The 25744-nt window shown below is 41.1% G+C and carries 28 protein-coding genes; 15 read left to right on the top strand and 13 right to left on the bottom strand.

Annotated features, from left to right (window positions below; all coding sequences use genetic code 11):
• The first annotated feature begins 19 nt into the window (after positions 1–19).
• The 5 genes from EAG18_RS13865 (at position 20) to EAG18_RS13845 (ending at position 3119) form a co-directional block, all read left to right on the top strand.
• Positions 20–319: a YciI family protein gene (locus tag EAG18_RS13865; RefSeq protein ID WP_125252973.1), complete on the top strand. Its 300-nt coding sequence runs from the start codon at positions 20–22 to the stop codon at positions 317–319.
• A gap of 107 nt (positions 320–426) precedes the next feature.
• The gene (locus tag EAG18_RS13860; protein ID WP_125252972.1) at positions 427–684 is read left to right on the top strand and encodes a PepSY domain-containing protein; all 258 of its coding nucleotides are present in this window, start codon (positions 427–429) and stop codon (positions 682–684) included.
• A 2-nt stretch (positions 685–686) separates the two neighbouring features.
• Positions 687–1361, top strand: coding sequence for a response regulator transcription factor (locus tag EAG18_RS13855; RefSeq protein WP_010374057.1), 675 nt, complete (start codon positions 687–689; stop codon positions 1359–1361).
• Entirely contained in the window at positions 1355–2698 is a 1344-nt protein-coding gene (locus tag EAG18_RS13850; protein WP_125252971.1) for an ATP-binding protein, read from the top strand. The genes EAG18_RS13855 and EAG18_RS13850 overlap by 7 nt, the downstream gene beginning before the upstream one ends.
• Positions 2682–3119: a hypothetical protein gene (locus tag EAG18_RS13845; protein ID WP_125252970.1), complete on the top strand. Its 438-nt coding sequence runs from the start codon at positions 2682–2684 to the stop codon at positions 3117–3119. The genes EAG18_RS13850 and EAG18_RS13845 overlap by 17 nt, the downstream gene beginning before the upstream one ends.
• A 91-nt stretch (positions 3120–3210) precedes the next feature.
• Here the strand turns inward: EAG18_RS13845 and EAG18_RS13840 are convergent, their stop codons facing one another.
• Positions 3211–4239 carry an AI-2E family transporter gene (locus EAG18_RS13840; protein ID WP_125252969.1) on the bottom strand — a complete coding sequence of 343 codons (1029 nt, stop codon included), beginning with the start codon at positions 4237–4239 and terminating at the stop codon, positions 3211–3213.
• Positions 4240–4354: 115 nt separating this feature from the next.
• On the opposite strand from EAG18_RS13840, the gene EAG18_RS13835 reads away from it, so the two are divergent.
• Complete coding sequence (locus EAG18_RS13835) at positions 4355–5251, top strand: TIGR01777 family oxidoreductase (RefSeq protein WP_125252968.1); 897 nt, start codon at positions 4355–4357, stop codon at positions 5249–5251.
• On the opposite strand, the gene EAG18_RS13830 is transcribed toward EAG18_RS13835, so the two are convergent.
• Together EAG18_RS13830 and EAG18_RS13825 are read right to left on the bottom strand one after the other, a co-directional pair.
• The gene (locus EAG18_RS13830; RefSeq protein ID WP_125252967.1) at positions 5246–6604 is read right to left on the bottom strand and encodes a murein transglycosylase domain-containing protein; all 1359 of its coding nucleotides are present in this window, start codon (positions 6602–6604) and stop codon (positions 5246–5248) included. The genes EAG18_RS13835 and EAG18_RS13830 overlap by 6 nt on opposite strands.
• Positions 6605–6644: 40 nt before the next feature.
• Positions 6645–7223, bottom strand: coding sequence for an LPP20 family lipoprotein (locus EAG18_RS13825; protein WP_125252966.1), 579 nt, complete (start codon positions 7221–7223; stop codon positions 6645–6647).
• 177 nt (positions 7224–7400) lie between these two features.
• On the opposite strand from EAG18_RS13825, the gene EAG18_RS13820 reads away from it, so the two are divergent.
• Genes EAG18_RS13820 through EAG18_RS13810 form a run of 3 tightly spaced genes read left to right on the top strand, consistent with a single transcriptional unit; the run spans position 7401 to position 10672 of the window.
• Positions 7401–9062 carry a hypothetical protein gene (locus EAG18_RS13820; RefSeq protein WP_125252965.1) on the top strand — a complete coding sequence of 554 codons (1662 nt, stop codon included), beginning with the start codon at positions 7401–7403 and terminating at the stop codon, positions 9060–9062.
• Positions 9063–9066: 4 nt separating this feature from the next.
• On the top strand, positions 9067–9684 hold the full coding sequence (locus tag EAG18_RS13815; protein ID WP_125252964.1) for a penicillin-binding protein activator LpoB: 618 nt from the start codon (positions 9067–9069) through the stop codon (positions 9682–9684).
• Positions 9674–10672: an LPP20 family lipoprotein gene (locus EAG18_RS13810; protein WP_125252963.1), complete on the top strand. Its 999-nt coding sequence runs from the start codon at positions 9674–9676 to the stop codon at positions 10670–10672. The genes EAG18_RS13815 and EAG18_RS13810 overlap by 11 nt, the downstream gene beginning before the upstream one ends.
• A 62-nt stretch (positions 10673–10734) precedes the next feature.
• Here EAG18_RS13810 and EAG18_RS13805 read toward each other — a convergent pair whose 3' ends face one another.
• The 3 genes from EAG18_RS13805 to yejK all read right to left on the bottom strand — a co-directional run bounded on the left by EAG18_RS13805 (position 10735) and on the right by yejK (position 13397).
• On the bottom strand, positions 10735–11139 hold the full coding sequence (locus EAG18_RS13805) for a phosphate ABC transporter substrate-binding protein (protein ID WP_125252962.1): 405 nt from the start codon (positions 11137–11139) through the stop codon (positions 10735–10737).
• Positions 11140–11149: 10 nt separating this feature from the next.
• The gene (locus tag EAG18_RS13800; RefSeq protein WP_125252961.1) at positions 11150–12226 is read right to left on the bottom strand and encodes a porin; all 1077 of its coding nucleotides are present in this window, start codon (positions 12224–12226) and stop codon (positions 11150–11152) included.
• A 157-nt stretch (positions 12227–12383) separates the two neighbouring features.
• Positions 12384–13397, bottom strand: coding sequence for a nucleoid-associated protein YejK (gene yejK, locus EAG18_RS13795; RefSeq protein ID WP_125252960.1), 1014 nt, complete (start codon positions 13395–13397; stop codon positions 12384–12386).
• Between the two features lie 65 nt (positions 13398–13462).
• Between yejK and EAG18_RS13790 the strand changes: the two genes are divergently transcribed.
• The 6 genes from EAG18_RS13790 to EAG18_RS13765 all read left to right on the top strand — a co-directional run bounded on the left by EAG18_RS13790 (position 13463) and on the right by EAG18_RS13765 (position 19220).
• Entirely contained in the window at positions 13463–13675 is a 213-nt protein-coding gene (locus tag EAG18_RS13790; RefSeq protein WP_125252959.1) for a DUF1414 domain-containing protein, read from the top strand.
• Positions 13676–13679: 4 nt separating this feature from the next.
• Positions 13680–15191 carry a DUF3413 domain-containing protein gene (locus tag EAG18_RS13785; RefSeq protein WP_125252958.1) on the top strand — a complete coding sequence of 504 codons (1512 nt, stop codon included), beginning with the start codon at positions 13680–13682 and terminating at the stop codon, positions 15189–15191.
• Between the two features lie 25 nt (positions 15192–15216).
• Positions 15217–15726 (top strand): DUF4124 domain-containing protein, encoded by a 510-nt coding sequence (locus tag EAG18_RS13780; RefSeq protein ID WP_275557297.1) that lies wholly within the window; start codon positions 15217–15219, stop codon positions 15724–15726.
• Between the two features lie 117 nt (positions 15727–15843).
• A complete protein-coding gene (aceK, locus tag EAG18_RS13775; protein ID WP_125252957.1) occupies positions 15844–17568 on the top strand; it encodes a bifunctional isocitrate dehydrogenase kinase/phosphatase in 1725 nt (574 codons plus the stop codon).
• A gap of 17 nt (positions 17569–17585) precedes the next feature.
• Positions 17586–18524, top strand: coding sequence for a LysR family transcriptional regulator (locus tag EAG18_RS13770; protein ID WP_125252956.1), 939 nt, complete (start codon positions 17586–17588; stop codon positions 18522–18524).
• 318 nt (positions 18525–18842) lie between these two features.
• The gene (locus EAG18_RS13765) at positions 18843–19220 is read left to right on the top strand and encodes a hypothetical protein (protein ID WP_125252955.1); all 378 of its coding nucleotides are present in this window, start codon (positions 18843–18845) and stop codon (positions 19218–19220) included.
• An 89-nt stretch (positions 19221–19309) separates the two neighbouring features.
• Here EAG18_RS13765 and mltG read toward each other — a convergent pair whose 3' ends face one another.
• From mltG to plsX, 7 genes are all read right to left on the bottom strand, one after another.
• Positions 19310–20293, bottom strand: a complete 984-nt coding sequence (gene mltG, locus EAG18_RS13760) for an endolytic transglycosylase MltG (protein WP_125252954.1) — start codon at positions 20291–20293, stop codon at positions 19310–19312.
• The gene (gene pabC, locus EAG18_RS13755) at positions 20293–21072 is read right to left on the bottom strand and encodes an aminodeoxychorismate lyase (RefSeq protein ID WP_275557296.1); all 780 of its coding nucleotides are present in this window, start codon (positions 21070–21072) and stop codon (positions 20293–20295) included. The genes mltG and pabC overlap by 1 nt, the downstream gene beginning before the upstream one ends.
• 103 nt (positions 21073–21175) lie before the next feature.
• Positions 21176–22414: a beta-ketoacyl-ACP synthase II gene (gene fabF / locus EAG18_RS13750; RefSeq protein WP_125252953.1), complete on the bottom strand. Its 1239-nt coding sequence runs from the start codon at positions 22412–22414 to the stop codon at positions 21176–21178.
• 85 nt (positions 22415–22499) lie between these two features.
• Positions 22500–22736 (bottom strand): acyl carrier protein, encoded by a 237-nt coding sequence (acpP, locus tag EAG18_RS13745; protein WP_010374019.1) that lies wholly within the window; start codon positions 22734–22736, stop codon positions 22500–22502.
• 216 nt (positions 22737–22952) lie between these two features.
• Positions 22953–23699 carry a 3-oxoacyl-ACP reductase FabG gene (gene fabG / locus EAG18_RS13740; protein WP_125252952.1) on the bottom strand — a complete coding sequence of 249 codons (747 nt, stop codon included), beginning with the start codon at positions 23697–23699 and terminating at the stop codon, positions 22953–22955.
• A gap of 13 nt (positions 23700–23712) precedes the next feature.
• The gene (gene fabD / locus EAG18_RS13735; RefSeq protein WP_125252951.1) at positions 23713–24639 is read right to left on the bottom strand and encodes an ACP S-malonyltransferase; all 927 of its coding nucleotides are present in this window, start codon (positions 24637–24639) and stop codon (positions 23713–23715) included.
• A gap of 53 nt (positions 24640–24692) precedes the next feature.
• Positions 24693–25739: a phosphate acyltransferase PlsX gene (gene plsX / locus EAG18_RS13730; protein WP_125253010.1), complete on the bottom strand. Its 1047-nt coding sequence runs from the start codon at positions 25737–25739 to the stop codon at positions 24693–24695.
• Positions 25740–25744 lie beyond the last annotated feature (5 nt).

Here is a 25744-nt window from a genome sequence, read left to right as displayed (position 1 = left end):
TTATCGGGAACTAATACTTATGCTCTACATGATTTATTCAACTGATGCTGAAGGCTCATTACAAAACCGCCTTGCAGCACGTCCAGCTCACCTTGCACGCCTTGAGATATTACAACAACAAGGGCGATTATTCGCCGCAGGTCCTTTACCAGCTATAGATTCGGAAGACCCTGGTGAAGCTGGTTTTACCGGCTCTTTAGTCATCGCACAATTTGACAACTTAGAAGATGCGAAGCTTTGGGCAAGCGAAGATCCTTATATTGAAGCGGGTGTTTACACTCAAAGTATTGTCAAGCCCTACAAACGTGTTCTGCCATAATTGCTCATGTTCATTAAATTCAGCAAAGGTTAATTACAAAAACACTAAATTTGTTTGAGATTTATGAAGTTTATAAACTTAGTATCTATGAAACTGTGGAGCTTAATATGCGATTGCAACTCACTCTATTAGCGTTAATTTTGGCGTTCTGTTCGAGTGTAGCAGACGCAAATGACCACAATGACAAGAATAAAAAAACAATTACGAAAAAAGAGGCTGTGTCTTTAGCGCTAGATAAATATGCGGGGCGAACACTTAAGATTTCGCAAGAAAGCCAGTTCTTTGTCGTGAGAATCCTCCAACCCGATGGTCGAATTGTTGATATAAAAGTAAACAAGAAGACAGGTGAAGTAAATAAGGACTAAGAATGCGTATTTTAGTAATTGAAGACGATATTCAGCTAGCAGAAAACCTGCGAAATGCATTAGAAAAAGAAAAATACAGCGTTGATTTATGTCACGATGGCGAATCTGGCTTGTTTCACCTCGAAGAATACCCACTAGACATGGCCGTCATTGATCTCGGCCTGCCTAAACTTGATGGTATTGAAATCATTCGAAGAGCCAGAGCTAACGGAGTTAAGATACCAATTTTAATTTTAACAGCCCGAGATCGCTGGCAAGACAAAGTTGAAGGCTTAGATGCAGGTGCTGATGATTACCTGACTAAACCGTTTCATGTAGAGGAATTGATTGCGCGTTGTAATGCACTTATCAGGCGTAGCGCAGGTCAAGCAAATCCAGAAATTTGTATTGGTCCTATCAAAATTCATACACGCTCTCAGCAGGTTTGGGTAAATGACAATGAACTATCGCTGACCGCCTATGAATATAAAGTGTTGGAATACCTAATGGTTAATCCGCAAAAGGTTATCTCAAAGTCTGAACTCACGGAGCATATTTATGATCAAGACTTTGATTTGGACTCTAATGTTATCGAAGTATTCGTATTGCGACTGCGCAAAAAACTTGACCCAGATGGCACCCTTAATCCTGTAGAAACCTTAAGAGGACGTGGATATAGGTTTAAAAACCAGTGGTAAACAGTTCACAGATTTCACTTAAAATAAGGCAAGGTTTTATCCTTGTCTTTGTGCTAATTATAGCCCTACCAGCATTGTTTTTCTCTGTTGGCAGAGCCTATTACGCGTCTTTGGTAGACGCCACAGAAAAAACGCTGGAAGCGCACTTATACTCGCTGATATCTGAAGTTGAGTTTGTTTCAGATGGACTTGAAATGCCGCGTAGTATACTTGCACCAGAATTAAGTCGCCTCAACTCAGATACTTACGCTCTAGTTTATCAGGGACAATCTCTGGTTTGGTATTCTGAGTCGGCGGTTAACTTGTCAATATCACCTAACTTTTCAGATAACCAAGCTGGTGCTCCAGAATTTAAGCGAGTGGAATATGGTGGTGTTTTATTTTGGCAATTAAGTTTAACTGTCATTTTAGGTAACGCTGACCACTCTCAACAGGCAAGATTTGTTTTACTAAAAAAGAATGATGCACTCATGGCGCTCATGTCAGGGTTTAGAAACACCCTAGTAAACTGGATGTTGGTTATGGGCATTGTGATTGCGGGGTTGATGGCATTTGGATTCGTTTGGAATGCCCGCCCCTTACAAAGGCTAGACAAAGAAATCAAAGAAATTGAGGCCGGTGAAAGAGACAAAATAACCGGCTCTTATCCAGTTGAGTTACTCACCATCAAATCAGATCTGAATTTATTACTTGAATCCCAAAAGCGACAAAAGGAACGGTATAGAGCCTCGTTAAGTGATCTAGCCCACGCATTAAAAACGCCATTGGCAGTCATAAAGTCAAGCCCATTAGCTACGGATGCAGATGCTCAAGAGCAGCTCGACAGAATAAATGTGATGATCGAACATCAATTGAAGCGTGCAGCAACTGGTGCGTCAGACACATGGAAAAAGCAGACATCTGTAAAACCTGTACTAGACTCAATACTTAATGCGATGTCAAAAGTATACCATGACAAACATATTTCATTTTCATCACAATGCGACGAAAACGCAGCTTTTCTTGGTGATAAAACTGACCTTATGGAGATCTTGGGGAATATTATTGATAATGCGTGTAAAGCATGTGACAACTTGGTCGATATAAATATTAGTGCGCCAAAAAAGCGCCTACTGTTAATAGAAATTGAAGACGATGGCCCAGGGATCCCCGAGCATCGCCGCTCAGAATTACTGACACGAGGTACAAGATTAGATACCTATGAGGCGGGTCATGGCGTAGGCATGGCTATCGTTTCAGATTTAGTTAAATCTTATCAAGGACTGATGCAAATAGGCACGTCGAAGCATGGCGGCGCAAAGTTCATAATAGAGTTTAACAATGACAAAAATAACTAGCGGTATATTGATAGCTGGCTTTACACTATCAGTAATTGCAAATGAAGACATCACCTTGAAAGATTGCTCCAAACACGAGTCTAGTCACCCTGAGAAGGCAAAAAAGTTTCTAATGTGTTTGGATAGCAATATCAATTTACTAGAGCGCCATCGCCAAACGTGGATCACCAAACTGTTGCTAGATACAAAAAAGTATCAAGCCGATACGGGAAACACGCAAATTTTGCCTATCATGGAACGCGCTTTACGCAATCATGAGGAATACATGGAAGACAGCTGTCGCTGGCGTTATCTGCTTGATATGCCCAATGCAACGCGTTCGGCAACGGCATACAAGCAATGTAAAATAACACTACTAAAAGCACATATTTCAGAGCTTCAAAGTAGCAAAATACTAAAAGATAATGTCAACGCTAGCTAATATTAGTGATGAGGCCATACTAGTTGATAATTTGGATAGCTTTTATCTCATTCTCTAAATAAAAGCTATCCAGATCCAATAGATGTTGGTATCACTCTTCTGGTTGTTCTGCGCTTAACAGGATTGCCAACCATTTTCCTTCCTCGCTGGTTTCCAAGGCAATTTTTACAACCATAGTTAAAGGTACTGAAAGTAACATACCAACCGTACCAAGCAGCCACCCCCAAAAGATCAAAGATAAAAATACCACCAGCGTCGATAGGCCAAGACCTCTACCCATAAACCTTGGCTCAATCATATTTCCCATCAGCGTGTTGATACAGATATAGCCGATAGCGACTATACCGCTTACCAGCGGCCCTTGTGTGACTAACGCTAGCAGAACTGGCGGCAGTGCAGCAATAATTGACCCAATATTAGGGATATAATTCAACAAAAATGCGACTACTCCCCACAGTACAAAATAATCAACATCAAGTGCCCAAAGAAACGTCGCAGCAATTACGCCTGTAKCCAACGATACCGCAGTCTTAATTGCCAAATAACTGTTGATTGAGTCTAAGAAGCGGTCAATTTGTTGCATTTTCATTTCGGGATCATCTAACGCCAGATGTACTTTGTGTCCGATTGATGGCGCTTCAAAAAGCATGAAAACCACGATGAGTAGAATTAAGAAGCTATTTGCCATGACACCACCAAAACCAGTAAGCATATTGGTCGCAACATCAATTAACTGGTTTGGATCTAACATACTAATTAGCTGTTGCTTATCTAGCAAAATATTGTAGTTGGCAGCGGTAGTGACTAGCCAAACGAACTTATCTTGGAGTGTTTCTTTATAAGCTGGGAGCTGCTCAGAAAAGTCATTAACTGATTGCCCGACCAAGCCACCAATACTGGCACCAATCAACATAACTAAGGCTATAATCACAAGAATGGCAATACCTTTGGGCAATTTAAAACGCGCCAAAAATTTCAACATTGGATTGCAGATAATTGCGATAAAAGCAGCCAATATAAAGGGCACAACGATTTCAGAAGCTAGCTTAACACCTGCTAATACAATGAAAAGAGACGCTAAAACTATCAGTGTTTTATTGATTCCTGTAAGTGAAGACACCACTCACTCCTTTTGCTTTTTTCCTATTCTAAAGCAAACCACCTATAATGAAAATGAGTGATCTAACTCCTTGCTAAAACGTAGGTTTGTAAGATAACAAAAAAGAGACCATATAATGAAAATATTAATAACTGGCGCTACAGGGTTAATTGGTAGCAAGCTATGTCAATTTTTAATCCATAAGCATAGTCTAGTTGCGCTAACCCGCTCGCCAGTGAAAGCCGCTTCAGTGTTACCGCCTGGTACTCACTTTATCACCAGCCTAGATGAAGTAGATTTTAATGATATTGATGCTGTCATCAACTTAGCAGGAGAACCAATTGCTGACGGTCGTTGGACTAGACAAAGGAAGCAAGAAATTCGTGATAGCAGAATCAACATCACACAAGCAATCAGCTCAGCAATAAGTGCAGCGACCACCCCTCCGACATTGCTTATTTCAGGCAGTGCTGTCGGAATTTATGGGCGCCAACCGAGTGATGTAACAATAAAAGAAGACTTTACAGCGCATTACGACGAATTCTCTCATCAGCTATGCCGCGACTGGGAAGCTGCGGCGCTCGCAGCGAAGTCTGAGCAAACTCGAGTATGTATTTTAAGAACTGGTATTGTACTGTCAAAAACAGGTGGTGCACTAGTCAAAATGCTACCGCCATTTAGACTAGGGCTAGGCGGTCCAATTGGCAAGGGAGAACAGGTCATGTCGTGGATCCACATTGATGATATGGTACAAGCTATTTTATTTATTCTCAAACACGATGAAATTGAGGGCATTGTGAATGCCACAGCACCCAATCCAGTATCAAATAAGCTGTTATCACAGGAACTTGCAAAAACCTTGTCCCGTCCATGTATTTTTACAGTTCCCCCTATCGTACTTAAACTGGTTTACGGCGAGATGTCTGACTTATTGCTTTTTGGTCAGCGTGTTGTACCACAAAAACTATTAGACACGGGTTACCGTTTTCGCCACGACAGTATCGACGAAGCATTACGCTCTCTCAACTTATAAATTCCCCGCTGTCACCATCGCTATTTCGGGTAAATATAACTTTTCTCTGGCTAACACTTTGTCTAGATAGTGCTTTGTCTCATCATAAGGTAAGCCCTTGTCCAAAGCACTAAGTACATTTGCGGGTGACAGTGAGTTGATGATTTTGGACGCTTTAGTAATAGAGCGCGAGCCATCAGCATTAAATACTCTAGCCACATTACCTGCGCCGGTGTTGTACGCTGCAATCATACAGTACTTTCGACTTAAAGGATCTTGTATTTTGCTAAGATAGCGTTTGTCCAAAATATTCAAATAAGCAGCACCTGCTTCAATATTGTTGTCGGTAACATACAAATATGGTGCAGACATCGGCTCATCACGATTGTAAAGCATACGGTTAACATCCACTCCCGCACTGGTAGGCACTATCTGCATCAACCCAAATGCTGGAATATGTGATTTTGCCATGGGGTTAAAGTGACTTTCAGTGTGCATTACAGCCAAAATGATACTCGGTGCAATATCAAAGCGCTGTGCTTGCGAATTCACTTGAGTCAAATAACGCTGAGCCCTGCTTCTGGCATCAACTTTCTTTGGCAATTGGAGCACAACCTCAGAAACAACGGTCGTCTGTTTTTGTTCAGTTGTGCCTGTTTTAGTTGCTGCTTTTACTAGCTTTTTTAGGCGTTTTTGCTTGAGTTGCTCTAATTTTTCCTGTTGTTCTCGACGTTGCTTCTCGGCGACTTTATCATTTTCACCATCTAAAATAGCTTGATCTGTTTGTCGCTCAATATAACGTTGTTGTTGCTCAAATTGGCTATCTATTTGATTCTTAGCTGCAATTAAAGCTTGCGCTCTGGAAGCATTATCAATTTGGCGCTGTTGTGTTTTGGTTTTTGTAAAATCAGGTGCATTTTGGGTATTAAACACTTCAATGACAGCACGATCGTTTGCAATAAACTCTTTATATAGCGTGCGTAACTGTTCCTCAGTGACCTTCTTATCCGCAGCGTGCTTTACACTAACGACCAATTTATTGGCAGCAAAATCCACCACCATTCTTGATGATAAGTCGTCACTGTAAGAAACAAAGGTTGCTTGGTCTGAAACGGTAATATCACCCCATTGCTGGATCACCTGATCGCGGAATGAGTCGAACTCCTCAAAATGTTCGGTAACATAGTCAGAAAATGCCGTTAACTGTTGGCGCTTATATTGTTCAAACTCACTCAGCTCTTGATCTGAGGGGGTAGACGTTTGCCAACGCGCCATTTTCTCTGAGAGCTCTTCAAATAACTGAGCTTGACTTGCTACTGCACTTGGGATCGCACTCAAAGCGACAACTAAAAACGAACACACTGATTTACGCACAACAACCCTCCTTAAAAAATTAAAGCGTGATAATCACGCTTTAATTTGTCAATCTAGCAATTTCCTTCTCAAGGTCTTTCTCAGCTTTGTAAGCTTTAAACTCTTGATATAAAAACTTTTCATCTTGCGGGTCTACACTACGTTTGCTTTCTTTAATTAAATCTTTAAAAAGCGCTTTAGTCAGTTCAGGTGATAGTGTAGTAAGCGCACAAAAGTAATCTTTACCGGAAATATCAATAACATCTGCCTTTACAATTCGAGAGCCATTTAAGGTTTGCTTTGTTAATTGCTTCGAAACCGAGCTAAAAGTTGCTCCGACGGTAACGTCTTCATTTGCGTCTGTGCGGTTTGAAAAAGTTTTGTCTAATCCCTCTACTCGGGTTTCAATTTGCTGCGCCAGCGCCAGACGCGCGTTAGCAACCGCCATTTTTTGATCAATTGAAATATTTCCAGAGTATTTCACACAGTCAGCTGCGGCAATACCATCTTCAATGGTCGGATTAAGAACCCATTCTGGAATATTGACTCGTGGACTGGAAGCTGCGTCATCTTTACTTGAACTACAAGCCGATAAGATCCCTATCACGGCCACTGATAAAAGTAGTTGTTTTGCTTTCATATTGGGTTCCTTAATTGCCCTGATTACAGAGTAAAACGTATCAAAAAAATAACTGCTTAACAGTAATAAATTGTAAAAACGATTTTTAACAATTTAGCACTTTCAATTCAGTTTTTTACTATTTAATTTATTGTTATATGATTGAACTCAGACAACACTGCCATTATAAGTAGAAGTATGCAAGGAATGCGATTCCAAAACACGATTTTTCAATTATTCTTCAAGTTACTCTTCTTAGTCAGCTTTTTAATACTTGCTGGCTGTAACCTCACGCCAAGTGCGAATAAGCTGGCAATTGAATATGCTGAACAAGGTGATTTTATCACAGCCCAAAAGCACATAGATAACGCCTATAAAGGCTCTTCACGAGACGAATTACTTTATTATTTAGAGTCAGGTATGTTATCGCATCTACAGCAAGATTATATGCAAAGTAATCAGTTTTTAGAAAATGCTAAAAGTATCATTGAAGCCGCATACACTGTCAGCATCAGTGATGAGTTATTTTCCGCATTTACTGGAGCCAGCTACAAAAAATATACCGGTAAAGTATATCACCGTCCTATGATCCACACTATTATGGCTCTAAATTATGCCGCTTTGGCAAGCAAATCCGCAGCAAACAGCACGGCGTTATATGACTCAGCATTAACAGAGATGCGACAACTAGATCTATATTTGGAGCAGTTAAAAAGGAACACGGGAGGTTATGGTGGCAACCAGACGAGCCTTGGTAATGTGGAAAAAATACTGAAAGCTATTTTTGGTCAGCCTTTTTTAAAGGAAGATCTAGAGTATAAAGATGATGCGTTTGCCCAGTATTTAAGTGGGATATTATACGAACAACAAGGGGAATTAGACAGCGCAAGGATACAATACGAACGAGCTGCAAAAGCATACAAAAACGGCTTTAGTAAACAATATCAATTAGGAGGACATGCACAAAAGCAAGCTCAAAAAGACTTAACTAGAGTCGTCGCAGAGCAACAGGCTGATTATTTTACCTTAGTACAAAGCCTGGGAGTTTCCCCACAAAGAAAAGAGTTTAATCTGTATTTGAGTGCCGATGAAAGTGCACAAGCGATTGTTATCACGCCTATTTATCTAGGCACTCGTGAAGAGCGCCAAGCTCAATTTGCTTGGTTTAATTTGATGTTCTCTGACACTAGCCTCTTTGACCTCATTCAGAATTATGCCACCGGAGACTTTGGAGACGTCATTCTCGGGTCGGTGACAAAAAGACTACCTTTGGGCGAATCACTCTGGCAAAAAGCAGTAAATGAGGGAATTATTGATGCGTTAAAATATGGCAGTAGAATTTCCGTCACGTATTTACAACCTCACAAAAATAATATTGAACAAGTTACCCTTTTTGCCAACGGACAAAAAATTACAGAATTACACCCCTTTTATTCGGTAAACTTACTCACATTGTATGACGCCTTGAGTAATGCCAATATGGAAATCTATACAGCAATCTCGCGAGAGATATTAAAAGCAGTCACAGCAAACAAAGCGATTAATCAATTTGCATCACCGCAGCCAACACTGCTTGCGGGATTGGCACAATTAACAGCATCAGTAACCAATGCAGTGACAGCTTCGGCTGATATTAGACAATGGCAGTCTCTACCAGCTGAAATCAGAGTGGCTCGTGTTAAGCTACCCCAGCATACTCGCGAGTTGACATTGCAAACAACACTGCGCAGTGGCAGAGTTATCAACCAAAATATTCAAATTAATTCAAAAACTCAAACAATTAGTCATGTGCGCACATTTACCGGTATTACGGCTGCTGCCACACCAAACTATTTATCCTCATTAACTAACATGGACTGAAGATATGAAGCCAAAATTTGCTGTAAAACTCGTTGTACCAATGCTCATCGTCTCATCTGCGGCGTTGACAGGTTGCTCTTCGACAACAAAAGTCAGCCGAATTGATACAAATGAAGAAATTGCACTTTCTGATAAGTGGAATGGCAAAGACTCACAATTAGTCGCTGAAGCGATGGTTAGTGATATGCTTGGCTTTCCATGGGTGCGCGAGCACCGTGCCAAAGAGGGAAGCAGACCTGCAATCATTATTCAATCCGTTCGTAACAAGTCACATCAGCATATCGCTGTCGACACTTTCTTAAATGATTTGAAACGCGCAATTTTACGAAGTGGACAAGCAGACTTTGTTGCTAACCGTGACATACGAGGTGAGATCCGGGAAGAGCGCCGAGACCAAGAGCTAAACTCTAGCCTAGAAACTCGTAACGAAATGGGACAAGAGCAAGGTGCTGACTATGCGTTATCTGGCACTATTAACTCATTTGTTGATGAGCAAGGTGGTAGCCGTGTTACCTTCTATCAAGTCGATCTTCGACTAATTGACATGACGACAAACCGTGAGGTGTGGAATGGACAGAAGAAAATTCAAAAACTTCAAGAGAGAAGCGGGTATGGCTTCTAAACGTTTCGTTTTACCTTTGTGTATCGCCTTAAGCTTGTCTGCTTGTCAGTCAACTAAAGAAGCGATTGCAAAAGAACAAACACAACCGATATGGACAACACAGCAGCCAACTTCTGAGTATTTGGTCTATGGCGTTGGCTCAGCAAGCCATATTGCTAATCGCACAGAGGCACAGCTTGCAGCTCAAGAGTCTGCAAGGCTTGCGATTGCAAAGCAGCTCAATGTCGAGATTGAAGGTATAACACAAGTAACACAAAGCCAATCTAATGGGGATTTTTCTTACCAAGTTGATGAAGTACTGTACTCTCAAGTACCGAGTATCAAGTTACAAGGCGTAAAAATCGAAGAGGAGTTTTATTCCAGGCAAAATAATACTGCTTATGCCCTAGCCTCGTTCAACAAAGTTGAGTCAAGGATGCATACGGAGTTAGATATTCGTCAACTTGATGAAGACATTGTCAAGGCAAACATTTCTGGGCTCACTAACTCAGAGAAATTAAAAGACGCAATGGCAATTAAGCGCTTGATTGCCAAACGCCGAAAAGCTAACGATTATCACCGTCAACTCGGAGGTGGTTCTATTGCTACACCACAGTCCGTAAAAGACAAAGATAAAATATTGAACGATTTTCTTCAGTCTCTTACATTCAGTATTTCATCCAAATTATRGGGGCTTGAAAACATCCGTAACCAGCTTGCTGAAAGTTTGACTAAACAAGGGCTAACAGTGGTCGGTGACAGTCAAGTAGCAGACTTTCAAATTGACTTTAGTATTGATTTTCAAGATGTTAAGAGAAATAACACTTACTATGTTTTTGCTAATTCGAGCTTGATACTATTGGAAAACAACAAAGAAAAAGCACATGTTTCTACACAGATCAAAGCTGCTTCCAGTTTTGAGAATATGGCAAAAGCAAATGCTGAAGAAAAATCAGCGAAGATGCTCAGCAAGAAGCTCACAATGCTAATTATTGACAGTAAAATCTAGCTGATACCTATAAACAATAGGGCTCCAAACAGGAGCCCTATTATGAAATCTAAGACAGTATATTAGAATGATTTTACAACCTTAACACTGCCGTCGGCCGCTCCCGATGACACAAAACCAATTAAATTAGGGTTGCTCGCAACTAATTTAATCACTTCAGCATCATCAGCGGCTTCTTTTGGAGGTGTCCCCTTACCAGTAAATACAAGCTTCGACCAATAGGCTTTTAACTGACTAGAAGATTTATTCAGTACTTTTTCATTAAATTCATCTGTTACACTTGAGCCATCAACTTGGGTAATTGGCAGTGCTTTAGAGCCATCTGAAAAAGACTTCGCTTTGCCGATAAAGATTTGTTTAATTTCATTCTCATCAAGGGCTGAGTTATTCGCCGGGTTAACAATCACGTCAACAGCTAAGGTGCTATATGAACTACAAAGTAGCGTAAGTAAAAATAGTTTTTTCATGACGCTCTCCTTAAAATACCATATCGATACCGATGGTGATGGCTTTACTATCACCAGCGACTGCAAGCCCAACGGAGTTGTCTTCAACTTCGTCATATTGAATTTTAAATGCTGCAGCAGAATGGAAATCCCAGCGGATCCCAACAGAAGTAGTCTCGTGACTTTCTGCATCATCCCCTTCTCCTTCAAAATCAGCGTAAGATACAAAAGGAGTGACACTATCGAAGCGATAACCTAGTGTTAGCATCTTAGTATCGAGATCACCGTCTAAGTCGAGTCTATTTAATTCTGACAGGATGAAAAAATTGCCCCAATCTGCGTTAACCGCTAACCCGTAGAACTTACCATCACGCTCATCACTGCCATTCCACAGTACCGGCTCTCCAGCGCGATAGCGTTTATTGGTATAGCGCATATGCGTAAGACGAACCTCAAGCCAGTCATTACTGGTTTGGATCACTCCCCCCAAAATATCTTTCCAGATTTCTCTGGTGGGCTCTTGAAAGAAAAACTCACTAAGCAGTTTGTTGTCATCGTCATCTTCTTTACCAGCGTAGATGTTGCCACTCAATGACCAATCACCAATGCTGCCATTATAAAGCATATTCACACCGTTATAGTTGAATATTTGCCATGTGTAGTTGTCGGCAGGTGCACGCATCCACACATACGCATAGCCAACATCATAGAAGTCTGAGTAGTAAAAAAGTGGTAAGCGCTTCTTACCAGCTTGGAAAGTCCAATTGTCATTTATCTCGTATGACAAATATGCCCATTCAAACTTAGCATCAAAGTCATCAGCTCCTCGAGCAACAATTTGTCCTGTCACACTCAAGCCTTCCGTGAGATCTGTACTAAATTGCAGCCCCATCAGTGTCTCAGGTTCAAACGAAACATCCTCATCATACACACTGACGATAGGGTAATCTGCGAGAAAGATTGGATCGTTTATTCCGAATTGTGGAACACCGCTGCCACTGAGCACTTTGCCCGCATTGATACTTGCAAATCCAGAAAAGTTTACCTCCGCATGACCTGCAAAGCAGGCAAGGCAAAGGGTACAGCCTAAAGCTAATTTTGTCTTCATTGTGATTCATCCCAATTGCTTGTTCTACAAGTACTACAATGCAAGTATAGTTAAAATTAAAAAAATGCTAGCAAAAGCAGCAAATTGATAGTTCTTTTTGCAAAAAAAGGGATAAAAAAGGARCAAAAAAGGCAGCTTTCGCCGCCCTTTCTAAAACTTAAGACTCATCGTTGTAATATCGCTCAATTTGATCTTTTAAGTTTGGTGGTACACCTTTGATCGTTAGTGTATCGCTCGCAGCATCATAGATAACGCGCTCGCCCAAATGTTTACGCTCAAAACCTACACTCACTCCACCACCAAGCCCTGAAAACTTGACCATGCTCGTTACTGTCTTTTTATCTACAGGGAAACTCTCTTCCAACTCATAGCCTTGTTCTTTATAAAAGTCTTCAAACTTGACGTCTGCCGACTTAGACAAAGTTTGTGACAAAGTGTTGACATCAGCATCCTCACCCGTCGTGACACAGTCGTTACAATAATCAAAGACTTCCTTGCGAATATCATCCTTTTCGGACTTTTCGTATTGTTGCGCTGATAAGTAATCCTCTACAGCGTGCAGCATAGTTTGGGATTGTTGCTTAGGATCGATCCCCTCTTCACAACCAAGAAAATCAAGGAAAAAATCCGCTACCTTACGACCTGCTCTACCCTTTATAAACGAGATATAACGATTTTCTTCCGCTGCGGTATCCCAAGCATCTAAATCAACTCTTGCAGCCAACTGCATACGCGAAATATCTAAATGCTTTGCTGCTGATAAATCTAGATCAGAGGTGATTGTGTAGTGCTCTTTGATATTTATTAGTGCAATCATAATAAAATTGCTGGCAACATACTGATAATGACAAAACACTAAATATCCTGYTTCGTGAAAAGCATATTTATTAAGCTCTTCTTTGAGAACATTGGTGGCTTCTTGAGTTAAGTGCCAAAAATTAAGCTCGTTATTTCTGTAGCTTTGCATAGCAGACGCAACGACACTATTTTTTTCACCACTAAAAGCACAAAAACCTTTACCCGGTTTGCCGTTGTATGCATGATGTAATTGTTCAATGAAAACATTTACTTTATCATTGATTTGCATTTCATCTTCACGGAGATGTATTTCGGTATCTTCGTCCTGTTTGTCTACATAGTGAACAACTAGTTTTTTTACCTCAACGCTCATCTTTGTTTTTCACGCCTCTAATGTTAAAATGTAAAAATTATTGCTTTTATAAATTGAACCAACTGATGCCTATCCAATCAAAGTATTCCAATAAACAAGTAGAAGAAATTGTTGACCAATTAATTAATGTATTAAGCTCGCAAAACGCACCAGTTGATCTTAGCTTGATGTGTTTAGGTAATTCTATCACGCACATTATAAAAGAGCATGTTCCAGAGAATAAGAGACAATCTGTTGCTGAAAATTTTGCTAAAGCGCTTACTCAATCAGTAAAGTAACGGAATGAACCTTACACCGCACAGCCCTTTTTCATCGAAAGCAAGTCAATTATTAAGCTGGGGACATTGGTTTACCTTTGCAAATATTGGCTTGGTTTTGCTGATAAGCTCAGTTTATTTATTCGCTGACAAAGCACCAAGTACGTTTGTCGGCTGGTTTTATATGCTGATCACGTGGATAAGCCACACCAGCTTTATCACCTTTTGTGCGTTTGTATTAACCATTTTCCCGCTGAGCCTAGTTTTTCCTTATCCACGACACATAAGGGGGATGGCCGCATTTATTGCCACGTTAGGCATTGTCGTGTTAACCATTGACGCATTCGTATACTTGCAGCTGGGGTATCATATCAACCCCTCGTCATTACCGGACATATTTGTGCTCTTATGGGAAACACTCGTTGGCTCTTCAACATTCAGCCTCATTATTGCATTTTTAATTTTGGCCTTGATACTTACCTTTGAGTTACTGGCAGGTAATTATGCCTGGCGACATTTGGCTGAGTTAAAATCATATACCTTCCCACGTTACGCAACCGGTACAATTGTAACTTGCTTTGCACTGAGCCATAGCCTTCACATTTGGGCTGATGCCAACGCATTTTTTGATATAACGAAGCAAGATAACGTGCTGCCGCTATCTTACCCGACAACAGCAAAAAGCTTACTTGCAAGGCATGACCTGTTGGATATAGAAAGGTATGAAGAAGCTCACGCTTTAAATGTTGGCAGCGCACATTCCAAATATAGCGCTCCAGTCATCTCTGCTGAGTGTCAACCTAACGCTCAACACACAATGACTATCTATGCGTATAATGACGCTCAGTCATATCAGCAGATAGCATCAAATGCGCTACAAAGCGATAATCATAGCATCTTTGAATTAGACTCAGTGCTTAGAGCCGGAAACTCCAGCGACGCCTTATTTAGTCTTATTTATGGACTTCCAAGCTACTACAAAGAGTCCATTTTAATACAACAACAAGTTCCTATTTGGTCGTTAAATAACAACTTATTGAGTGTAAAATCTAGTGATGAGTTTACGTTCATCCCAACAAAAGCGGAAGCTAAGCTCGCCATAGTTGAAGCTAACAGCAAGACATCTATTGATTTAAGTAAACCGTTTATCGCACTCGACTTGAGCACGCATCGCTCAACCATTCTAACTAGTTCTGCGTTTACGAACATTAACTTGTACGCGAAAGCAGGTGGGCTTATGCAGCCTCATGATATTACCTACACCGCTATAAGCTCAGTATTTGGCTGTGCTCCTTTGGCACAACAAGGAATGCTTGGCTCTAATGTTAAAACGCGCAGTCATGCAGAGGGCGTTAACTTTACTCAAGGTGTGCTCGTAGCCTTCAAAAAAGATAAAATTACATTAGTGGATCAAGATGGTAACTTTAAACAAATGTCAGCAAAAGAAGGCTTTGTATTAAATGGCAACTTAGATATCCCTTTTTTAATCCAAAGTATCAAGACATTAAAAAAATTCACGACACCAGAAGCGCAATGATCTTGAAGTAATGCTGTCGTCATCTATGGTTAAATTATCTTTTAAACCGCAGGGATGCCATATGAAATCGCTTATCAAGGTTATATTACTATTACTGCCCTTATTCGGACGCGCAGAAACCGTAAAATACTTCAAATGTACAACTAGCAAAGGCGCTGTTTTCAGCCAGTTTCCCTGCTCAGTTGACGCTACACAACATACCATCACAACAACTGATCCCAAAGCCACTGTGCCCTCTGAGCAACATTATAAAGCGCTTAATAATATTGAACGCGCACAAATCATGAAAAGAACAAAACATGCTCTTCGAGCAAAAAACCACGAAAGAGCAATTTTAAATAGAAAACGAGACACAGCTGTTAGAGAGGAGCAAGAAAAACTAACAAAATTGATGAGTGAAGATAGACGTAAAGAGCGAGTCCGGCAAGTCACCAAGAAAATCAAAGCCATTAATAAGTCACATGCCAAGGCATTAAAAAACCTAGAGAAAGAAATTTCAAAATTAGAAAAGCGATTAAAGAGCTACGAAGACTAAATAATGTTGTAAGCTCGTTAAATTAACTTTGGCCACAACTGGTATTACCAGATGACTTTTTATACATTCCCTTGTAAAGTGAAGCTATCTCACAATGCGTATTTATGAGGGATGTATATGCAAGCACAGCAATTGGCTGAGCAGATTTTGTCCGGCTTTCAAAATCACTATCAAGCTTTCGTAAAAATCACTAAATTGGCGCCTTTTGCGTTTGCTAAGCAAAACTGGGGGGAAATAGAGAGAATTAGTAAAGCAAGGATCAGTCAATACGACAGTAAAGTCGATGAAACCGCACACAAACTCATGCAGCTTTATCGCTCAACTCAGCTCAACGAAACACTGTGGTACCAAGTAAAACAAGCCTATCTCGAACGCTTAACTTTTCATCCTCAGCCTGAACTTGCTGAAACCTTCTATAACTCTGTTTTTTGTAGATTATTCCATCGTCGCTATTACAACAGTGATTTTATTTTCGTCGAAACCCAACTCGCAAATGCAACCTCCCTTCCCGTTGAAGCCGAGTATCGTAGTTATTTCCCTGTTGTGAATGGATTGAAACCAACGATAAAGAAAATGATTGAGCAAATAGACTTTCACTGTGAATTTGAAGATTTAGACCGTGACATTCGATTACTCGTAAAAGCATTTTTGAAACRAGCGCCTAATACCCATCATCAAGCACACCTGATGCGCTTTGACATCCTAAATGCGCCTTTTTATCGTAATAAAGGAGCTTATATCGTAGGGAGAGTAGTCTCTAAATCTGGAGTACAGCCGTTTATCATCTCCATTTTACATACTGAAAATGGCAAACTATTGATAGATGCTTTACTAACAAACAGTTCACAGATGCGAGTTATTTTTGGCTTCGCACGCGCTTATTTTCTAGTAGAAACACATGCCCCCTCTGCACTGGTTAAATTCTTAAATCAGCTAATGCCAAATAAAACAAAGGCTGAACTTTACAACGCAATTGGCTTTCACAAGCAAGGTAAAACCGAATTTTACCGAGAGTTTTTACAACACCTAGACAATTCTGAAGAGTTATTTGAAGTAGCAGCGGGTACACCTGGTATGGTGATGATGGTTTTCACACTCCCCAGCTTCCCTTACGTATTTAAGGTGATCAGAGATAAGTTTCCTGAAAGTAAGCCCTTTACCAAAGATACTGTACTGCAGCGTTACCAGTTGGTAAAACGTCATGATAGAGTGGGTCGGATGGCTGATACCATCGAGTATTCTGACGTTGTAATACCAATTGCACGATTTTCACCACAGCTCTACCAATTGCTGTTAACATCAATCTCTAATAGCATCAGAGTCGAAGGTGAAAACTTAGTCATCACGCACCTATATATCGAGCGTCGCATTACACCACTCAACCTGTTTGTGCAGCAAGCTGATGATTCAACCTGTGAGCAAGTCATTAAAGATTACGGTAATGCACTCAAAGAAATGCTGGCCGTTAATATCTTTCCTGGCGATATGCTGTTAAAAAACTTCGGCGTCAGTAAACATCACAGGGTAATTTTTTATGATTATGATGAAGTACAGTATTTAACCGAGATGAATTTTCGAGCATTACCCAAACAGGGCATTGAAACCATGTACGACTATGGTGATATTTCTAGCGCCCCTCAGGATGTCTTTCCAGAACAACTGTGTACATTTGTTCTGACAAATCCTAAACTAAGAGAAATGTTTCTGAACCATCACCCTGATTTGGCTGAGGTCGTATTTTGGCAACAAGCGCAACGTGATATACGTGAAAAAGCCGTAAAGCATATTTACCCTTACCCACAAAAAAATCGCTTCCTACAAATGGCCAAAAAAGAAAAATAACATAAAGGAATCCCTGAGTGAACATTAGTAAAATTGATCTTAACTTGCTGGTTTATCTCGATACACTACTTCGAGAATGTAATGTGACGCGTGCAGCAAACCAACTTAGCATTACACAGCCAGCTATGAGTAATGGTTTAAAACGCCTCAGAAACCTTTTTAATGACCCAATTTTAGTTCGCACCAGTGAAGGAATGGTTCCAACTGAGCGCGCTTTAGAGCTACAGCCTGTTATCCGTGGTATCTTAATGACGTTGGAAGAAACGCTAGCACCTAACAGGGAGTTTGAAGCGGCTAGCAGCAATCGCGTATTTCGCATTATGGCGAGCGACTATGCTGCAAGTACGCTTGCCCCTAAACTACTCAATAAGCTTCATGAAGAGGCGCCAGACACTACACTCGACATCCTCACACCCAGTGACGTTACCTTCCATGACGTTGAAAATGGGAAAGTTGATATGGCAATTAATCGCTTTGAAAACCTCCCACAGTCGTTTCATCATAAACGAATTTGGAAAGATAGCTTTTGCTGCCTTGTAAAATCCGATAATCCAATTATTGCTAACTTTACTTTGGATGCGTATCTTAAGTCACGTCATATTTGGGTAAGTAAAACTGGGTTTGGCGTTGGTGTTGGGATGGATCCTGCTGACGTACAAAAGCTTGGGTGGGTTGATGAAGCTCTTGCCCATTTTGGCAAGCACCGAAACATTGCAACCTTTACTCGTAATTATCACGTCGCGATACATCTTGCTAAAGAACAAAACTTAGTTGCTACTTTGCCTTCAAAAGCTGCCAACATATATCGTGATGATCCAACTTTATCGGTCTTGGAGCCGCCCTTTCCTATCCCACCATTTGAGCTAGATATGATTTGGAGTCCACTACTACATCGTGATGCCAGCCATATATGGTTGCGACAAAAAATCGCTGAAGTAGCACAATCATTGATATGATACCAATTAGCCTTTTTGATAATCGCTCAGTTTGAGCGAGTATCAATGTTACGCTAACTCGTTAAAAATTTCTTATTTAGAAAAAATAAATAGCACAATTTTTGCCTTGTCTGTATGGAGGCCGATATCTCGGCGTTACTAGGACGCGGTAGCGATGTTATCGACAAGATTTTTCGACTCAAAATAGACCACTTATCGGTATAATCTAAAAATATCGCCGGACAAGGTCATTTAACTATGATCACATACATTCCATGCTGGTATCACAAGCGAATTGAACTATCCTTTTATTTATATAGATAAAGGGTGTGATACAGCATGGCAAAATTCTCTTACAGGGCAACAATTGATAATAAAGAGAAACTAATCCACGCAGCCGCCTATGGTGAATGTGTTGAAGTAAATATTATCAATATGTACAAAAACTTGGGTTTGGCACTAAAGTCCAACAAACTAAACTGTTTGGTAATTGATGTATCACAATTACATATCACTTATGATTATCCGAGCGTGTTGAATGTACTTCAAAAACTCAATCAAGTTGTTGAGAATATAGCACTCGCTAGAGTTATCTCCCCTACTGATACCAAAAGTGGGCTCATCGAGGCGTTTGCCGAAAAGCATGGGCTTACTATTAAGAACTTTGAAAATTACAAAGACGCGATTGCATGGCTTCAAACACTCAATCGCGCCTAATAACTCTCTCTCTTTTTATACTGATGAACTAGACGTTTCTAGCGAATCACGGGGAGGAGTTAGCAACAAAAATGCTAACTCATGATTCATTAACGGCTATTTTGCTTGTTTAAGATATAGTTTTTTACCGCTTTGTTGTGCTCTGCTAGTGTTTTTGAGAAATAGTGACCGCCATTTCCCGTAGCCACAAAATAAAGGTAGTCCGTCTTTTGAGGATGTAATGCTGCATGTATTGAAGCTTCCGATGGCATAGCGATTGGCGTCGGTGGTAAGCCATCAATACGGTAGGTGTTGTAGGGCGTCTTTTGCCGAATATCCTTACGTTTAATATCGCCATCAAACCCCTCACCAATACCGTAAATAATGGTGGGATCGGTCTGTAGACGCATACCCTTTTTTAATCGATTGATAAATACCGATGCAACTTTCTTTCTCTCTTCGTGCAAACCAGTTTCTTTTTCAATAATTGAGGCTAAGATCAACGCTTCGTAAGGCGTTTTTAATGGTAAGTCACTCGCTCTATTTTGCCATTCATGTTGTAGTACAGCTTGCATTTTATCACGCGCTCGTTTTAGTAACCCCAAAGCAGAATCAAAACCATGATAGTAATATGTGTCGGGGTAGAGCCATCCCTCAACGGAGTCATAGTCCAACATTAGTTGGCTGCTCAAATTATCGATGTCTTGATTTAAGTAAGGCGCATCACTAAGCTTTTTCTCAACTTCCCAGATTGGCGTGCCTTCAATAATAGTAAAGCTGAAACGATGTTGTTCACCGCGACTCACTTTAGCCACAGCCTCAAGTACCGTTAACCCTTTTAGCGCATACACTCCCGACTGTAACCCAAACAGCTTTGGTGTCAATTTGCTATACAGCTGGTAAGGTAAACAATGAGACAACGCACCATTTTTCTGCCATTGGCGGCATAACTGGGTAAAGGTTTGTCCCGGCTTTATCTCTACAAACTTATCCGAAATGTTGAGCGGTTCAAATTTGACTTGATTTACTTTTTCTAAGAACCACCACGACCCCATTAAAATCGCAAATATTAGAATACACAACCACTTTTTCATTAAGAACTCATCCCTAAGATCTGTTTTTTTAGCGTCAACAAATACTCTATGTCAAAACACTGCTGCTCAAACCTTATTATCGGCACAAGCTCAATTAAGCTGTTACAGATAAATATACCATCTGCTAATTGCAAGAACTCAAGGTCTATATCAGCTACAGTAATATCAACTTGGCTTTCAAGAGATGTCAGAAATACACCTTTAATACCTGAATTTGCGAGATTTGGCGTGTACACTCGGTTGTTTTTAATTACGATAATATTTGCCGCAGACGATTCGATAACGCTGCCATTGATGTCAGTAACGATGACATCATCACATTCCAGCGTTTGCGCATCTTGCTTAATCAACACTTGCTCTAATCGATTTAATGTTTTGAGGCCTGCTAATAAAGGTTGAATCCCCAACTGAACTCGGCTTAGCACGGTCTCGATACCATGTTGCTGCCATTTGCTGTAATTCTCTGGAAATGGTAGCACTTGGATGCTAAAACTGGGCGTGGGTGATTGTGGAGCTTGATAGCCTCGGCCACCACATCCTCGTGTAATGAGAATTTTTAATACGGCCTTTGTTTCACCTTTTATTCGCTCATAAACCAAGCGCTCAAGTGCTTCGAGGTTCAGCTCAGGAAAACCTAAACGCTGCTGACATTGCACTAACCTCTTTACATGAAGTGGCCACAGCTCAATACGACCATTGCAGACTAAAGCTGTGGTGAAAAAACCATCACCATAAGCTAACCCTCTGTCACTATTAGAAAAAAGCTGCTGATTTTCCAATTTTCGTACCCTTTCACAAAACCAAATACGCAAACATAAAAAAGCTCGGCAACGCCGAGCATTTTTATCATAACCTTTTTTGTATTCAGTTACTAAGGTTCATCTATACCTTTTTAAAAAGCAATGAACCATTTGTACCACCAAAACCAAATGAGTTACACAATGTATACTCTAACTTTGCGTCACGAGCGGTGTGAGGTACATAATCTAGATCACACCCGTCTTCCGGATTATCTAAATTAATGGTTGGTGTTACCTTCTGATCTTGCAGCGCTAGGATCGAAATAATCGACTCTACAGAGCCTGCAGCTCCTAACAAATGACCCATCATCGATTTAGATGAGCTAACCATAACATCTTTGGCAGCCGACCCAAACACGGATTTCACCGCATGTGTTTCTGCAATGTCGCCTGCTGGAGTAGATGTACCATGTGCATTGATATAGCCAACCTGTGATGGGTTTACCCCTGCATCATTCAGTGCATTGACCATAGCTTGCGCGGCTCCGGCACCATCTTCAGGTGGCGACGTCATATGATAAGCGTCTCCACTCATGCCAAAGCCAACTAACTCAGCATAAATTTTAGCTCCACGTGCTTTGGCGTGCTCATACTCTTCAAGTACAATCACACCAGCACCATCGGCAAGCACAAATCCATCACGATCTTTATCCCAAGGACGAGATGCTCCTTGAGGATCGTCATTGCGTGTAGACAATGCCCGTGCAGCACTAAAACCACCCATTCCAATTGGTGTTGATGCTTTTTCAGCTCCACCTGCAACCATCGCATCAGCATCACCATATGCAATCATACGTGCTGCATGGCCAATATTGTGAAGACCCGTAGTACAAGCTGTCACAATGGAAATATTCGGGCCTCTCAGTCCGTGCATGATAGACAAATGACCGGAAATCATATTGATGATAGTTGAAGGCACATAAAATGGAGACAGCTTGCGTGGGCCACTATTTAATAGCTTCACATGGTTTTCTTCGATCAACGTTAGCCCGCCGATCCCCGAACCAATTGCCACACCCACTCTGGCTGCATTTTCATCGTTCACTTCAAGCCCTGAATCTTTTAATGCTTGAACGCCAGCAGCGATGCCATACTGGATAAAGACATCCATTTTTTTAGCATCTTTAGGGGAAATGTACTCAGTCACATCAAAGTCGTTCACTAAACCTGCAAACTTAGTTCCGAAACCTTCTGTGTCAAAATGCGTGATATTGCGAATGCCACTACGGCCTTCTAATAAGCCCTGCCAGGTAGATGTAACGTCATTACCCAGCGGCGTCAACATACCTAAGCCAGTTACTACGACTCGACGTTTAGCCACGGTGTCCTCCAAAAAGGGATTATTATAGTAAAGGGGGGTCTAGAAAGAGTTAGGGCAGCGAGTGCTGCCCTAATAGAAAAGCTAGTTACTCAGCGTGAGCGGTAACGTAGTCGATCGCTGCTTGAACAGTAGTAATTTTCTCTGCTTCTTCATCAGGGATCTCAGTATCAAACTCTTCTTCTAGCGCCATTACAAGCTCAACTGTGTCTAGAGAGTCAGCACCTAAATCGTCAACGAAAGACGCTTCAGATTTTACTTCTTCTTCTTTAACACCTAGTTGTTCTACAATAATTTTCTTTACGCGTTCTTGGATGTCGCTCATTCTTCTTTCCTTTATTTAAACGCTACTGCGTTAATTTTCAGATTGCGGCGCAGTTTACGACGCATCATTCTGGGATTCAAGGATTGACCCGTACTTTTTTTTCTGGTCAAACCTGTTACAAAGCTTTAAATCTTTTTATCGCCTATTTTCACGACGATTTCAAGTAAGTTGTCGACAAGATCACAAAAAATTCAATTAATTTGTGATCTTAGCTCGTTAAACCATGTACATTGCACCATTGACGTGCAAAGTTTCTCCTGAGACATAAGCTGCTGCATCCGATGCCAAATAAACGACAGCTGCGGCAATTTCTTCTGGCTGTCCTAAACGACCCGCTGGAACATTCGCCAGGGTCGCTGCCTTTTGCTCATCGGTTAGCTCATCTGTCATGTCTGTTTGAATAAAACCAGGCGCTACAGTATTTACTGTAATACCGCGAGATGCAACCTCGCGCGCCAATGATTTTGTAAAACCAATTACGCCGGCTTTTGCTGCAGCATAGTTGGCTTGACCTGCATTCCCCATCGTACCCACAACTGATCCGATGTTAATGATTCGGCCGTTTTTCTTTTTCATCATTGGGCGAAGCACTGCTTTTGATAAGCGGAAAATGGATGACAAGTTAGTGTCGATAATATCATCCCACTCTTGATCCTTCATTCGCATCAATAAGTTATCGCGAGTAATACCTGCATTATTAACTAATACATCTATATCGCCCAAATCTTCTTTAATTGCTGATAAAGTTGCTGCGATTGAGTCGGCATCTGTGACGTTCAGCGCATAACCTTTACCGTTATCACCTAAGTATTCAGAGATGCGCTCGGCACCAGACTCGCTAGTTGCGGTACCTGCAACTTTTGCGCCTTGGGCAATCAAAGCATTAGCGATTGCTTTACCAATACCTCGGCTTGCGCCTGTAACCAGTACTACCTTACCTTCTAAAGAAAATAAATTACTCATAATGTTCTCGTTCTTATTTTGTGGCTTCAATTGAGGCCAAATCATTTACCGATGCGCACGATACTGAACGATCTATACGCTTCACTAAGCCTGTGATCACTTTGCCTGGGCCAAACTCAAATGCCGTAGTAATACCCTCTTTAGCAACTTTTTGAACCGTCTCGGTCCATCTCACTGGACTATAAAGCTGGCGGATCAGCGCCTCTTTTATCGCTGCTGCATCTTTTTCGACTGTAACATCGACGTTGTTGATCACAGCAAATTTAGGTTCAGAGAATGTTAGCGACGCTAAGTCTTTTGCTAATTTATCAGCGGCCGGTTTCATTAAAGCACAATGAGATGGTACGCTGACTGCAAGCGGTAACGCTCGTTTGGCTCCAGCTTCTTTACATGCTTCGGATGCACGATTAACTGCTTCAGTGTGACCTGCAATAACCACTTGACCAGGGCAGTTAAAATTAACAGGTGATACAACGTTGCCCTGTGCGCTATCTGCACAAACTTTAGCAATAACGTCGTCTTCTAAACCGATAATTGCAGCCATTGAACCAGTTCCCGTAGGTACGGCTTCTTGCATGTATAAGCCACGTTTTTCAACTAATTTTACGGCATCAGCAAGAGGTAAAACTTCTGCACACACTAACGCAGAGTATTCACCTAAACTATGGCCAGCTAGTGTCAACTCAGCTTCAACCCCTTGCTCTTGCCAAGCTCTAAAAATAGCAACGCTTGCCGTTAATAACGCAGGCTGAGTGCGGTGAGTTTGATTTAATTCTTCCTCAGGGCCGTTTAATACCAACTCAGCTAAATCATAGCCTAGTGCTTCTGAGGCCTCAGCGAAGGTTGCTTTAACTGTGTCAGAAGAAGTAAGTAATTCGGACAACATACCCACGCTTTGCGAGCCTTGGCCGGGGAAAAATAATGCGATTTTTTGTGACATACTGTGCTCTTATCTTCTCTATTATCGCCACGTCCTCATGTCACTGCATAGCGTTAAGAATGAGAACCTGACGGTTGCTTTTCTGTGTCGACTTGTTCAAATACCGCTTGAATCTTCTCGGGGATCTTACGCTGAACTTCTTGTGCAGCTTCTTCAATTGCGGCCAAAAATGCCTTATTGGTAGCATTTCCGTGACTTTTCACAACAATACCGCGCAATCCTACCAGACTTGCACCGTTATACTGGTCGGGGTTCACCCTTTTGTACAATTTTTTTATAACGGGTCGGAGCAAAAATGCCAACGCTTTATAAAAAAAGTGCTTTTTTAACGCTTTACTAAACTTGTGCATAATAAGTTTGGCTATGCCTTCACATGTTTTTAGTGCGACATTACCCACGAAGCCCTCACAGACGATGACATCTGCTTTGCCTGAAAACATATCACTACCTTCACAATAGCCTTGATAGTTAATAACAGAAGAGGATTTCATTAATTTTGCAGCTTGTTTAATACCATCGTGACCTTTAATTTCCTCAGAGCCAATATTAAGTAAGCATACTTTTGGTTCTGCAATATTGAGTGCCTGACCTGCAACCACTGATCCCATAATGCCAAATTGATACAAGGTCTCTGGATCGCAATGCACATTTGCCCCCAAGTCTAATAAGTAGACAGGGTGTTTTTTTTCAGTAGGAACTGCAGAGATAAGTGCTGGACGCTTTATACCTGGTAGCATTTTCAAAACATAGTGCGCCATAAAAAACAATGCACCAGTATTGCCAGAACTGACACAAGCTTGTGCTTCACCAGATTTAACTAGATCTAATGCTACTCTCATGGAGGAATGTTTTTTATTTCGAAGTGCCGAAGCAGGTTCACAGCTATTTGTGACGACTTCTTTACAGTGCCTAATGGTCAACCTGGGGTGGTCAAGCATACTAGCTTTAGCGAGTGCAGATTCGATAACCTGTTGATTACCGCATAAAATGAGGTTTAAATTCGGGTGCTTAAGAACGGCAGCAATAGCTGCAGGGATAGATGAACGGGGGCCGTAATCGCCCCCCATCATATCTAACGCAATGGTTAGATCGGTCAGCATAAAGC

The organism is Pseudoalteromonas sp. J010 (assembly GCF_003934235.1).
In the GTDB taxonomy this organism is placed as follows: Bacteria; Pseudomonadota; Gammaproteobacteria; order Enterobacterales; family Alteromonadaceae; genus Pseudoalteromonas; species Pseudoalteromonas peptidolytica.
This window is presented reverse-complemented; position numbering and strand designations above follow the sequence as displayed.